16 protein-coding genes are annotated in these 12,243 nt (G+C 60.5%); 12 read left to right on the top strand and 4 right to left on the bottom strand.

What is annotated here, in order from left to right:
- Positions 1 to 15: 15 nt before the first annotated feature.
- The 4 genes from fliG to motA all read right to left on the bottom strand — a co-directional run bounded on the left by fliG (position 16) and on the right by motA (position 3,519).
- Complete coding sequence (gene fliG, locus N5D22_RS06930; RefSeq protein WP_279654936.1) at positions 16 to 1,059, bottom strand: flagellar motor switch protein FliG; 1,044 nt, start codon at positions 1,057 to 1,059, stop codon at positions 16 to 18.
- Between the two features lie 27 nt (positions 1,060 to 1,086).
- Positions 1,087 to 1,626, bottom strand: coding sequence for a flagellar motor switch protein FliN (gene fliN / locus N5D22_RS06925; RefSeq protein WP_279654935.1), 540 nt, complete (start codon positions 1,624 to 1,626; stop codon positions 1,087 to 1,089).
- A gap of 64 nt (positions 1,627 to 1,690) precedes the next feature.
- On the bottom strand, positions 1,691 to 2,650 hold the full coding sequence (locus N5D22_RS06920; protein WP_279654934.1) for a FliM/FliN family flagellar motor switch protein: 960 nt from the start codon (positions 2,648 to 2,650) through the stop codon (positions 1,691 to 1,693).
- Positions 2,647 to 3,519, bottom strand: a complete 873-nt coding sequence (gene motA / locus N5D22_RS06915; RefSeq protein ID WP_020010426.1) for a flagellar motor stator protein MotA — start codon at positions 3,517 to 3,519, stop codon at positions 2,647 to 2,649. The genes N5D22_RS06920 and motA overlap by 4 nt, the downstream gene beginning before the upstream one ends.
- A gap of 186 nt (positions 3,520 to 3,705) precedes the next feature.
- Between motA and N5D22_RS06910 the strand changes: the two genes are divergently transcribed.
- From N5D22_RS06910 to flgH, 12 genes are all read left to right on the top strand, one after another.
- Positions 3,706 to 4,485, top strand: coding sequence for a DUF1217 domain-containing protein (locus N5D22_RS06910; RefSeq protein ID WP_279654933.1), 780 nt, complete (start codon positions 3,706 to 3,708; stop codon positions 4,483 to 4,485).
- Between the two features lies 1 nt (position 4,486).
- Positions 4,487 to 5,221 (top strand): flagellar basal-body rod protein FlgF, encoded by a 735-nt coding sequence (gene flgF, locus N5D22_RS06905; RefSeq protein ID WP_279654932.1) that lies wholly within the window; start codon positions 4,487 to 4,489, stop codon positions 5,219 to 5,221.
- An 11-nt stretch (positions 5,222 to 5,232) separates the two neighbouring features.
- Positions 5,233 to 6,639, top strand: coding sequence for a flagellar protein export ATPase FliI (gene fliI / locus N5D22_RS06900; protein ID WP_279654931.1), 1,407 nt, complete (start codon positions 5,233 to 5,235; stop codon positions 6,637 to 6,639).
- A 58-nt stretch (positions 6,640 to 6,697) separates the two neighbouring features.
- The gene (locus N5D22_RS06895) at positions 6,698 to 7,207 is read left to right on the top strand and encodes a hypothetical protein (RefSeq protein ID WP_279655049.1); all 510 of its coding nucleotides are present in this window, start codon (positions 6,698 to 6,700) and stop codon (positions 7,205 to 7,207) included.
- Between the two features lie 171 nt (positions 7,208 to 7,378).
- On the top strand, positions 7,379 to 7,771 hold the full coding sequence (flgB, locus tag N5D22_RS06890; protein WP_279654930.1) for a flagellar basal body rod protein FlgB: 393 nt from the start codon (positions 7,379 to 7,381) through the stop codon (positions 7,769 to 7,771).
- 3 nt (positions 7,772 to 7,774) lie between these two features.
- Positions 7,775 to 8,194, top strand: coding sequence for a flagellar basal body rod protein FlgC (flgC, locus tag N5D22_RS06885; protein ID WP_003503422.1), 420 nt, complete (start codon positions 7,775 to 7,777; stop codon positions 8,192 to 8,194).
- Positions 8,191 to 8,526 (top strand): flagellar hook-basal body complex protein FliE, encoded by a 336-nt coding sequence (locus N5D22_RS06880; protein ID WP_279654929.1) that lies wholly within the window; start codon positions 8,191 to 8,193, stop codon positions 8,524 to 8,526. The genes flgC and N5D22_RS06880 overlap by 4 nt, the downstream gene beginning before the upstream one ends.
- Positions 8,527 to 8,544: 18 nt before the next feature.
- On the top strand, positions 8,545 to 9,333 hold the full coding sequence (flgG, locus tag N5D22_RS06875; RefSeq protein ID WP_003503427.1) for a flagellar basal-body rod protein FlgG: 789 nt from the start codon (positions 8,545 to 8,547) through the stop codon (positions 9,331 to 9,333).
- A 20-nt stretch (positions 9,334 to 9,353) separates the two neighbouring features.
- Positions 9,354 to 9,854, top strand: a complete 501-nt coding sequence (gene flgA / locus N5D22_RS06870) for a flagellar basal body P-ring formation chaperone FlgA (protein WP_279654927.1) — start codon at positions 9,354 to 9,356, stop codon at positions 9,852 to 9,854.
- Complete coding sequence (locus tag N5D22_RS06865) at positions 9,851 to 10,969, top strand: flagellar basal body P-ring protein FlgI (RefSeq protein ID WP_279654926.1); 1,119 nt, start codon at positions 9,851 to 9,853, stop codon at positions 10,967 to 10,969. Before flgA ends, N5D22_RS06865 begins: the two co-directional genes overlap by 4 nt.
- The gene (locus N5D22_RS06860) at positions 10,966 to 11,502 is read left to right on the top strand and encodes a MotE family protein (protein WP_279654925.1); all 537 of its coding nucleotides are present in this window, start codon (positions 10,966 to 10,968) and stop codon (positions 11,500 to 11,502) included. Before N5D22_RS06865 ends, N5D22_RS06860 begins: the two co-directional genes overlap by 4 nt.
- Entirely contained in the window at positions 11,499 to 12,218 is a 720-nt protein-coding gene (flgH, locus tag N5D22_RS06855) for a flagellar basal body L-ring protein FlgH (RefSeq protein WP_279654924.1), read from the top strand. The genes N5D22_RS06860 and flgH overlap by 4 nt, the downstream gene beginning before the upstream one ends.
- Positions 12,219 to 12,243 lie beyond the last annotated feature (25 nt).

Genomic DNA, 12,243 nt, shown 5'->3' with positions numbered 1-12,243 from the left:
TCAACCGGCTTCCGCTTAAGCTGCGGCCGATTGCTCGTCCGTCGCTGCGTCCTTCAGCTGGATCTGGCCGGAATTGGCGAGCCGGATCGCCTCCTGCGCCACCGCGCGGCGCGCGATCGCCACTTCGCGCGTGTTGATCGAGGCCTGCGGCACCGCAAGGTCCGATTCGATCATGCGGCGCTGGCGCGGGCTGATGCTGGAGAGCACACATTCCTTGATTTCCATCGTGGCGCCGCGCAGCGCCATGGTCAGAACATCGGCCGAAACATCGTTGAGCAGCAGGACACGGCTGCGCTGCGGCATGAACATGAGGTCGTCGAAGAGGAAGATCTTCGGCTTGACCTTGTTTGCGGCTTCCTTGCTGAGCGTTTCGAGCGAGCTGAGCAGCGTATCGACCTGCGGCTTGTCCAGTTCGTTCATCAGATCGGCAACCTTCGTGGAACCGCCGGCATTGCGCTCGGCTTCGATTTCGTTGATGAGGTTGACCACACGCTTCTCGATGATCTGGGCAGCCGTGGGGCTGACTTCCTTCATATTGACGGTGCGGTTCATGATATCGGCGCGCTGCTCTTCCGGAATGGTCAGGAGAACCTTCGCACCGAAGGACGAGGGCAGCATGGAGAGGATATAGGCGATGGTCTGCGGATGTTCGCGCAGCAGGAACTTGCCGACGAATTCCGGCTCGGCTTCCTGCAGGCGGTCCCAGATCGATGCTTCATAGGCCTGGAAGGCCGCGCGGCGGCCGAGAAGGCTGTCCACCTCTTCAGGGGTCAGGCCCTCTTCGAGAATGCTTTCGATTGCCTTGGCGTTGTCCATCAGACCCGTTCCTTCAGTGAACAGGTCTTCAAACTCCGCCACGATCTGCGCGAGTTCATCCGGGGGAATGACACGCAGGGTCTGGGCCGAGGAAATGATCATCTGTAATTCGTGCTGCGTGAAAAATTTGAGCAGCTTGCCGGCGACGCCCTTGCCCATGGCAAGCAGCACCGCGGCCGCCTTGTCGGCCTGAGACAACGGTTTCCCTGCCAGGGGGTTACCGAAATCCTCGAAGTCCATCATGGTCTTTCCTCTCCGTCCCCACAGGGATCAGGCTTTTCGCGTACTCAGTACTTCAATCAATTTTACGCCGAAGCGTGTATCGTCGTCTTCCAGAACCGTTATTTCACCGCGCGCAATACGGCGGCCATTCACCATGATCTCGACCGGCTCGCCGATCTTGCGATCAAGCGCGATCGTTGCGCCCTCTTCGAGGCTCATCAGCCCCGAAACGAGCATCCGGCTGGTGCCGAGCACGATCTGGACATCGATCGGGATGTCCATGATCATTTCCATGTTCTCGGACAGTCCGCTGCCGAGCGGCGCTTTCACGCCCGCAGCCTGCGGGGCGGCGGCAAAATCGTCCATTGCAAAATCGGTCGTTCCGCCAGCGAAGGCGGAAAGGTCGTTGTCCGTCGAAGTCTCGTCCGTGCTTCCGAAATCGCCGAAGTCGCCAAAATCGGACAGCGAACCTTCCGCATCCGTCTTGAGGACGCCACGCAGATCGCCGATAGCCTGGTCGAGGTCGCCGCCGTCTTCAAACGACGGCAACGCCGCATCATCGGTCACAGGTGTTTTCTTCGTAGCCATGCGCTGATTATTCCCTTTGAAACTTGCGTCAGCCTGCCCAAATCCCCGAAGGCCGGGCAGGATTTTAACCCATCAAATGTCGTAAGATCTCGTCGTCCGTGCTGACATTGTTCTTCACCCGAACCATGTAGCGGTCGCCGGACTTGCCGAATTCGCAATTGTAGAGCTTGGAACCGTTAGCGCTGACCTCGACGCCGATATCGTCCTGCTTCAGAGCCTGGAACGGAATGACGTCACCGGCCACCAATCTGGAAATTGTCCTGAGCGTCAGCGTTTCAAGCTTGATGCGCGCCTCAAGAGTGACCTGCGACCGCTTCACCTGCTGCGAGATCATCTCCATCCATTCCTCCTGCTTCTTCAGCGCCTGGGCTGAGGCCCTGGGGGCAACGATGGAGGTCTTGAGCAGCGGCCGCTGCGGCACGATGAGAGAAAACTCCGAGGAGACCTTGCCTATATCGATCTTCATGCGGATGGTCACGCCGTAGAGGCCGGCAATCATCTCGTCGAAGGCGCTTTTGCCATTGGCGTTGAACGGTGGCTCAATGGTCGCCTCGAAACCGCCCGGTGCGTTGACACCGGAACGCAGGACGCCGCCGATACGGCCGAGAACCATGGCCGCGAGGTCGAGTTCGATATGGGACAGGTTGCGCTCGTCCGGTTCGCCGATCATGTCAGGCGACGCGCCCAGCATGCGCTCCATGAGCGCGATGACGAAGCCGTTGCCGACCGTCATCATGAAATTGGGGCACCAGTTGCGCAGGGAACAATCGGCAACCGCGACATTCTGCCCGACATTGGCGATGAGATCGGTCATCAGTCCCGATTCGGAACCGACATATTCGACATCGATCGCGATGCCGGTCTCGCTGTGGAAGATATCAGGCAGGAATTCGCTGTAGAGATGGCCGATATCGGAACCGATCTTGGCGATCGTCTTGCGGTCGGACAGCCCTCCCGTCAGCTTTGCAAGCAGGGCGGTATCGATGGCGGGTGCTTTTTGCGCTGCAGCTTTTGCCATTGTCATGCCGCCTTGTTTTCGCCGCCGGGGTTCATCATCTCCTGCTCGACGGCGTCAATCGACGGCCGCTCGTAGTTGGAGATGGTCTTGCGGCCGTATTCGAGCGCGACCTGCGGCACCGAGCCGTTCATGTAGGCGATCAGCGTCTGCTTGACGATGATGTAGAGGCGGTGCTGCTTGGTGCGGACGATCTTGACCTGCGACGCGAGCGGATTGCAGATCGAATAGGACAGGATGATGCCGAGCATGGTGCCGACGAGTGCGGCGCCGATCAGGCCGCCGAGAACCTCAGGCGATTCGTTGATCTTGCCCATGGCCTTGATGACGCCGAGAACCGCCGCGACGATACCGATGGCGGGGAAGGAATCGCCCATGGTGGTGATCGCGTGGTAGGGCTTCAGCTTGTCGTTGAGGATGGTCTCGATTTCCTCATCCATCAGCGCCTCGATCTCGTGGCTGCGAGCATTGCCGATGATGATGAGGCGGACATAGTCGCAGATGAACGAGGTCAGTTCCTTGTTCTTCAGCACCGAAGGGGCGCTCTGGAAGATCGAGGATTCCTCGGGATTGTCGATATGGGCCTCAATCTCGTTGCGCGATTTCGTGCGCAGATCGCGCATCAGCGAATAAAGCACGCCGAGCACGTCGAGATAGTTGCGCTCCTTGGGGACCGAATGTTTGAAGGCCTCGCCGAGCGCCTTGCCCGAATCCTTCACGACCTTCATGGGGTTCGCCATGATGAAGCCGCCGAGACCGGCGCCGCCGATGATCATCAATTCGAACGGCTGAACCAGCACGTCCAGATGACCGCCCATCGCCATATAGCCGCCGATGATGCAGCCGAAGGTGATTATAAGTCCAATTACAATATTCATTGATCGACCACGCCCGAACAGTGTTCCATGCCGCCATGTCTAGAAAATGTGGCTTGCGTGAACCTGTCCGCAAAGCCTCTGCCGTGCCCCCGCCTCCAGCCAGTTTCGCACAAGCAAGCTGCGGCACTATGCCGGCAAAGGCGGACGTGCGCCTAGAGATCGGGATCAAACGAGAGCGGCGGTTCAGTGACTTCCACCTACACCAGCTACAGACTGATCAGTCAGGATATCGGCAAATCGCTTGAGCGGGTGTCGAAGCAGCCCGACGTGACGCGCGAGACCGAATATTACAAGGCAAAGATCGGCGAGGTGAAGTCCATCGACGACTTCATGGCCGATACGCGCCTTTATAATTACGCCCTGAAAGCCCACGGGCTCGAGGACATGGCCTATGCGAAGGCCTTCATCCGCAAGGTGCTGACGGAAGGCACCGAGGACAAGAACGCCTTCGCCAACAAGCTCTCCGACAGCCGATATGCCGAACTTGCAAAGTCCCTGGATTTTGCGGGACTGGGAGAAGCAGCGACCTCCGCCGAAGCAGCCAAATCAGGTGTCGTCAGTAAATACACACGCCAGACGCTGGAGCAGGAAGCGGGCGACGACAATAACGGCGTCCGGCTCGCCCTTTATTTCGAGCGCAAGGCGTCGACAATCAAATCCGGCCTCGATTTCCTCGCCGACGACGCGCTTGCGCAGGTGTTCCGCACAACGTTCAACCTGCCTGACGCATTTGCCGCGGCCGATGTCGACAAGCAGGCGGCGCTCATTGAAAAAACCATCGACATCAAGGATCTGCAGGATCCCGAAAAGGTCGGCAAGCTGCTCGAGCGTTTCACCATCATGTGGGAAATGCAAAATCCCTCGACGACCTATGACCCCCTCGCCGTTTTCGGCTCCTCCAGCGGCTACGGCATTTCCCCCGACCTGCTGATCTCCATCAACTCCCTGAAACTCGGAGGCAAATGATATGCAATCCGGACTATACGTCGCCCTGTCCTCGCAGATCGCGCTGGAGCGCCGTCTCACCACCATTTCCGACAATATGGCGAATGTGAACACGGTCGGCTTCCGCGGCTCCGAAGTGAAATTCGACGAAATGGTCGCCAAGAACCACAATGACATGAATGCCAAGGTGGCTTTCGTGTCGCAGGGCAATGACTATCTCTCCACCCGCCAGGGCGCCTTCGAGCAGACCGGCAATTCCTTCGATTTCGCCATCAAGGGCGATGCCTGGTTCTCGCTGGATACGCCCGACGGCCAGATATTGACCCGCGACGGCCGTTTCACCATGCGCCCGGACGGCGCGCTTATCTCCTCGAACGGTTATCCCGTTCTCGATGCCGGCGGCGGGCCGATCCAGCTCAATCCGAATGGCGGTCCGATCACCGTCGGTCTCGATGGCGCCATCAGGCAGAACGAAAACATCGTCGCTACGCTCGGCATCTATCAGGCCGATTTCTCGCAGGGTTTCCTGCGTCATCCCAATAGCGGCGTGAAGCCGGTGGCCCAGCCGGTTCCGGTGGTCAACAATCATGAGGTCGGCGTCGTTCAGGGTTATCTCGAACAGTCGAACGTCAACGGCATTTCCCAGATGACGCAGCTCATCCAGGTCAATCGCGCCTTTGAGAGCATTTCCTCGCTGATGCGCGACACCGAATCGACCTTCGGCGAAGGCATCAAGACGCTTGGCGGCGCGCGTTGAGGAACTGAGTAATGACAATGCCGGAATCCATGCTCTCGGCTGACGCCATTTCACCGAAGCTCGCACAACTGGCGAGCCTTGCCGGGCATTATGCCGATCCGGAATTTTCGGTGGCGCATGGCGGCCATGTCCGAACCATCGCCGCCGGGCACTATACGGTTTCCGGCCTGTCACGGCATGTGCGGCTCGGAGAATTCGTCGCCCATCGCAGCGCGACCGGCATTCATCTCGGCGAAGTCGTGCGCGTGGAGCCGGATATCTGCTATGTCTGCCCGATCGAACCGGGCGAACCGATCGGCATCCACGACACCGTCATTCGCAAGGGCGCTTTCCGCGTCTCGCCCAACGACAGCTGGTGCGGGCGCACCATCAATGCGCTGGGCGAGCCTATCGACGGCCAGGGGCCGCTTGCCTCCGGCATCGAGCGCCGTTCGATTTCCAACAATGCGCCGCCATCGATGACGCGCAAGCGCGTGGAGACCCCTTTCAAGACGGGTGTCCGGGCAATCGATATCTTCTCGCCGCTTTGCCTCGGCCAGCGCCTCGGCATTTTCGCCGGTTCCGGTGTGGGCAAATCCACGCTGCTGTCGATGCTCGCCAAGGCCGACGCCTTCGACAAGGTGGTGATTGCGCTGGTCGGCGAACGCGGCCGTGAAGTGCGCGAATTCATCGAAGACACGATGGGCGAGAATATGAGCAAGTCCATCGCCGTCGTCGCGACGAGCGATGAAAGCCCGATGTTGCGCAAGATGGCGCCGCTTTCCGCCGTCACCATCGCCGAATATTTTCGCGATCAGGGCGACAATGTCCTCCTCATCATCGACAGCGTGACGCGCTTTGCCCATGCCATCCGCGAAGTGGCGGTCGCTTCGGGCGAACCGCCGGTGGCGCGCGGCTACCCCGCCTCGGTCTTCACCGAACTGCCGCGCCTTCTGGAGCGGGCGGGGCCGGGCGCGGAAGGCACCGGCACCATCACCGCCATCGTCTCCATTCTGGTGGATGGCGACAATCACAACGATCCGATTGCGGATTCGACCCGCGGTATTCTCGATGGCCATATCGTGCTGGACCGCAGCCTTGCCGAAGAAGGCCGTTACCCGCCGATCAATCCGCTCGCCTCGATCTCGCGTCTCGCCAAGAAGGCCTGGACGCCGGATCAGGAAAAGCTGGTCTCGCGCCTGAAGGCGCTGGTGCATCGCTTCGAGGAAACGCGGGACCTTCGCCTCATTGGCGGTTACCGGCCCGGCACCGACCCCGATCTCGACATGGCGGTGAAACAGGTCCCGATCATCTACGAAACGCTGAAACAGCTGCCGAGCGAACCGGCGGCGCAGGACGCCTATGCCGATCTGGCGACCGCGTTGCGCGGCGGGGCGCAGAATGGCCAGCCGCAAGTGAACCCGAGAATGAGAGGCTGACCCCGTGACAAAGAAGCGGAACGACAACAGTCAGGGCGAAGAGGCGCTACCCAGGCCCATCTTCTTTACGCCCGACCGTATTCTCGCATGGACGGGCATCGGGCTTGCCGCCGCGGCCGCCTTTTTCCCCTGGTACGTCTTCTTCAACGAGGACAAGTTCGGGATAAGGGTGGCGGGCGGCGACCGCACCCGCGATCTGCCCCATACCGGCCCGCGGGAAGTCTTCAGCGTTTCGCCCATGGCCATGACCAACCGCAACAAGGAAGACACGCCACCGCCGGCGGAGCTACCCGACATGCTGACGACGGCGACCGTCAATGCGAGCGGCAAGGAAAAACAGAACGATCTGGCGGCCGGGATCGAGGACCAGCCCTTCCCCGGTCAGACTTCTTTCCGCCTGCTGCATGTTTCCAACGGCCGCGCCCTGATCGAGGACGGTTCGGGCATGTATATGGTGAGAGTGGGTTCGACCCTGCCGGATAATGCGATGCTGACGAAGATCGAGCAGCGCAACGGCGAGTGGCTGATTGAGACGTCCTCCGGGAAAACCTATTACCCCGAAAAATAACGATTTTTCTCTCAACGGAAAGGCGCGCCGCATCTGCCGGCGCGCCTTTTTTGTTTTGTGCGTGCCGCGTGCGCATGCCCCTTTCCCCGCCGTTCCGCGCCTTCTCCCCTCTCCGCAAGTCTGACGCAAGATTAGCCCCGTAGGTTCGGGCCATACGAGATGGAGAAGTCTATGCAACCGATTCAACTGTTCGATCTGGCATCCCGCCAAGCGGAATGGCTGAGCGTGCGGCAGGAAGTCGTGGCGACCAACATCGCCAACGCCAACACACCCAAGTTCCGCGCCAAGGATGTCAGCCCTTTCGAAGCGGTCATGCAGGCCACCAGCCAGCAGGTCGGCATGGCGAGGACCAATCCCGCACACTTCGGCGAGAGCGCCCTCAGCGACAATATCGCGGTGCGCGACAACCCGGTCAACAACGAGATCGGTATGCAGGAATCGGGCAATTCGGTCGCGCTTGCGGAAGAAATGACCAAGACCGGCGAGATCAAGCGACAGTACGAACTGAACGCCAATCTCGTCAAATCCTTCCATCGCATGATGCTGATGACGGTTAAGAGGTAAACCATGGATCCCTTGAGTGCGGCAAGCAAGATTGCCGGCAGCGGCCTGGAAGTGCAGTCCACGCGACTGCGCATCGTCTCCGAAAACATCGCCAACGCCAGATCAACCGGCGACACGCCCGGCGCCGACCCTTATCGCCGCAAGACGGTCACCTTCGGTTCCGAGCTCGACCGCGTCAGCGGCGTTGAGCGCGTGACGGTGAAGAAGCTCGGCGTCGACCGCGGTGACTTCGTCAACGAATACGATCCCGGCAATCCGGCCGCCGACAGCAACGGCATGGTGAAGATGCCGAACGTCAACATCCTGATCGAAATGGCCGATATGCGCGAAGCCAACCGCAGCTACGACGCCAATCTTCAGGTCATCCGCCAGACACGCGACCTCGTCGCCTCCACAATCGACCTTCTGAAGGCATCGCAATGATCGACGGTATCAAGCAAGTCAGTTCCCTTTCGCTCACCCGTGGCGCAAGCGGCATCTCCTCGCTGACGGAAAGCGTTTTCGGCAACGAGCAGACAACGCCTGCCCAGCAGACGGGCGCAAGCTTCGCCAGCATTCTCGGCAATATGTCGGTGGATGCGATGAACAATCTGAAGAAGGCGGAAGTGGCTTCCTTCGAAGGCATTCAGGGCAAGGCGAATACGCGTGAAGTGGTCGACGCCATGCTTTCGGCCGAACAGTCGCTGCAGACCGCCATCGCGCTCCGAGACAAGATCGTGTCGGCCTATCTCGACATTACCAAGATGCAGATCTAGCCCAGCAGGAATATTGACATGAGAGCTCTTGCCATCGCTGCCACCGGTATGGACGCCCAGCAGACCAATCTGGAAGTCATCGCCAACAACATCGCCAACATCAACACCACCGGTTACAAGCGTGCGCGTGCGGAGTTCACCGACCTTCTTTACCAAACCGAGCGCATGCAGGGCGTACCGAACCGCGCCAACCAGGCAATTGTGCCCGAAGGCGCCAATATCGGCCTCGGCGTGCAGACCTCGGCCGTGCGCAACATCCACACCCAGGGCAACCTGATCGAGACCGGCAACAAGCTCGACGTCGCGATCATTGGCCAGGGCTGGTTCCAGATCGAGGCGGCCGACGGTTCGACGCTCTACAGCCGCGCCGGCGCCTTCAACAAGAATGCCGACGGCAATCTGGTGACGGTCGATGGCTACAACGTCATTCCCAACATCAATATTCCGACGGATGCGCAGGACATCACCGTAACCCGTACGGGTCAGGTGACGGCCCGTATCGGCAACGCCGCTGATTTCACCGAGCTCGGCCAGCTGACCATCGCGAATTTCGCGAACGAGGCCGGCCTGAAGCCGCTCGGCGACAACCTCTTTGCCCAGACACCGGCTTCCGGCGACGCCGTCATCGGTGTGCCTGACGATCCGAGCTACGGCTACATCAAGCAGTCCTACCTCGAAGGCTCGAACGTCGACGCCGTCAAGGAAATCACCGACCTGATCACGGCGCAGCGCGCTTACGAGATGAATTCCAAGGTCATCACCACCGCTGACGAAATGGCGTCGATTGTCAGCAAGAACCTGAAGTAAGAACGGAAAGGCAGGCGAACATGAGGTTTGGCCGGAACAATAGCAGCTACAGAACGGCGCTCGTCCGTTTGTGCCTGGCGTCTGCCTTTTCACTGGGTGCGCTTGCGCCCGCATCGATGCCCGCTCTGGCTCAGGCGCCGATGGCGCTGGTTCCCGTGCGCACGATCTATCCGGGCGAGACGATCACGCCCGAACAGGTGAAGCCGGTGGAAGTGACCAATCCCAATATTTCCGCGGGTTATGCAAGCGATATCAGCGAAGTGGAAGGCATGATCTCCAAGCAGACCCTGCTTCCCGGACGCACCATCCCCGTTGCCGCCCTGCGCGAGCCCTCGCTGGTGGTGCGCGGCACCAGCGTCAAGCTCGTCTTCACCATCGGCAACATGACGCTGATGGCCTCGGGAACGCCGATGACCGACGGCTCGGTCGGCGAGGTCGTGCGGGTGCGTAATATCGATTCCGGCGTCATCGTCAACGGCACGGTCATGAAGGACGGAACCATTCAGGTGATGGCGAAATGAGAGTGCTTCGTATCATAGCAGCGGCCATCCTGTTTTCGGCCCAGCCTTTCCTTTCGCCCGCAGCCCATGCGGATACGTCGCGGATCAAGGACATCGCATCGCTGCAGGCGGGGCGTGACAACCAGCTGATCGGTTACGGTCTCGTGGTCGGCCTGCAGGGCACGGGCGACAGCCTGCGCTCCTCGCCGTTTACCGAGCAATCCATGCGCGCCATGCTGCAGAATCTCGGCATCACCACGCAGGGCGGCCAGTCGAATGCCAAGAACATCGCCGCCGTCATGGTGACGGCCAACCTGCCGCCCTTCGCCAGCCCCGGCAGCCGTGTCGACGTGACGGTCAGTTCGCTTGGCGACGCCTCGTCGCTGCGCGGCGGTACCCTCATCATGACCTCGCTTTCCGGCGCGGACGGCCAGATTTACGCGGTCGCGCAGGGCGCGCTGATCGTCAACGGCTTTTCCGCCCAGGGTGACGCCGCGACGCTGACGCAGGGTGTCACCACCTCCGCCCGTGTGCCGAACGGCGCGATCATCGAGCGCGAACTGCCGTCGAAGTTCAAGGATTCGGTCAATCTCGTCCTTCAACTGCGCAACCCCGACTTTTCGACGGCGGTGCGCGTTGCCGACGTCGTCAACGCCTTTGCCCGCGCCCGTTATGGCGATCCGATCGCCGAGGCGCGCGATTCGCAGGAAATCGCGGTGCAGAAACCCCGCGTCGCCGATCTCACCCGGCTGATGGCGGAAATCGAGAACCTGACCGTAGAAACGGATACGCCGGCCAAGGTCGTCATCAACGAACGCACCGGCACCATCGTCATCGGCGCGGATGTGCGCATCTCACGCGTCGCCGTCAGCTACGGCACGCTGACCGTCCAGGTAACCGAATCGCCGCAGGTCATCCAGCCGGAGCCGTTCTCGCGCGGCCAGACGGCCGTACAGCCGCAGACGGATATCATGGCGCTGCAGGAAGGCAGCAAGGTCGCCATCGTCGAAGGTCCCGACCTTCGCACGCTGGTTGCCGGTCTCAACAGCATCGGGCTCAAGGCGGACGGCATCATCGCCATCCTGCAAGGCATCAAATCCGCCGGCGCCCTTCAGGCGGAGCTTGTGCTGCAATGATGAAAAATCAGAAGAACGACGCTTTCCCGAATGGCCTCATCCGCTTAACGGCCGTCGCCTCGCTGCTGTTCCTGCTGCCGGCCGCCGGCGCGGAAAGCCAGCAGAACGTGGTCTCCGAGCTCAGCACGCAGGATGAAATCCAGAAATTCTGCACCAACATCGCCGATGCGGCCCGCGATCAGCGTTACCTGATGCAGAAACAGGAACTCGAAAAGCTTCAGGCCGATGTCAACGAGCGCATCGCCGTGCTGGAGGACCGCAAGGCGGAATATGAGGACTGGCTGGCGCGCCGCGAGCATTTCCTCAATCAGGCGAAAAGCAACCTCGTCGACATCTATAAGACGATGAAGGCCGATGCCGCCGCCCCTCAGCTCGAAAAGATGCATGTGGAAATCGCGGCCGCCATCATCATGCAGCTGCCGCCGCGCCAGTCGGGTCTCATTCTCAGCGAGATGGACGCCCAGAAGGCCGCCACCGTCGCCGGCATCATGTCGCAGGCAACCGATAAAAACACTTCGAAGGATCCTTCATGAGCACGCGTCGCCTTCCGGCCCTCCTCCTGCCGCTCGCTTTGCTTGCCGGCTGCCAGAACAACCAGACCCTGAAGGAAATCGGCAATGCACCCGCGATGAGCCCGATCGGCAGCGGCCTGCAATTCAGCCAGACGCCGCAGATGGGCATGTATCCCAAGCAGCCGAAACATATGGCGAGCGGTTATTCCCTGTGGAGCGACAGTCAGGGCGCCCTGTTCAAGGATCTGCGGGCGCTCAACATCGGCGACATCCTGACCGTCAATATCCAGATCAACGACAAGGCCGATTTCGACAACGAGACCGAGCGCAACCGCACCAATGCCAGCGGCCTGAACTGGAAAGCCGATGCGCAGATATTCGGCTGGAACCCGAAGGCCGATTCCAGCATCAATTACGGTTCCGACACCGACACCCAGAGCAAGGGTAAGACCAAGCGTTCCGAAAAGCTGACGCTGCTCGTGGCCGCCGTGGTGACCGGCATTCTCGAAAACGGCAACCTCATCATCAGCGGTTCGCAGGAAGTGCGCGTCAATCACGAAATCCGCATCCTCAATGTCGCGGGTATCGTCAGGCCGCAGGATGTCGACGCGCAGAACATGATCTCCTACGAGCGCATCGCCGAGGCGCGTATCTCCTATGGCGGCCGCGGCCGCCTGACGGAAGTGCAGCAACCCCCGGTCGGTCAGCAGGTCGTCGACCTGTTCTCGCCGATCTGAAGCCGGCATACGGGAACGGGACTGA

Origin of the sequence: Agrobacterium sp. GD03872, assembly GCF_029840625.1 — a bacterium.
Classification (GTDB): Bacteria; Pseudomonadota; Alphaproteobacteria; order Rhizobiales; family Rhizobiaceae; genus Agrobacterium; species Agrobacterium fabrum_A.
Note: the sequence above shows the minus strand (reverse complement) of the source record. Positions and strands in the feature narration are given on the sequence as shown.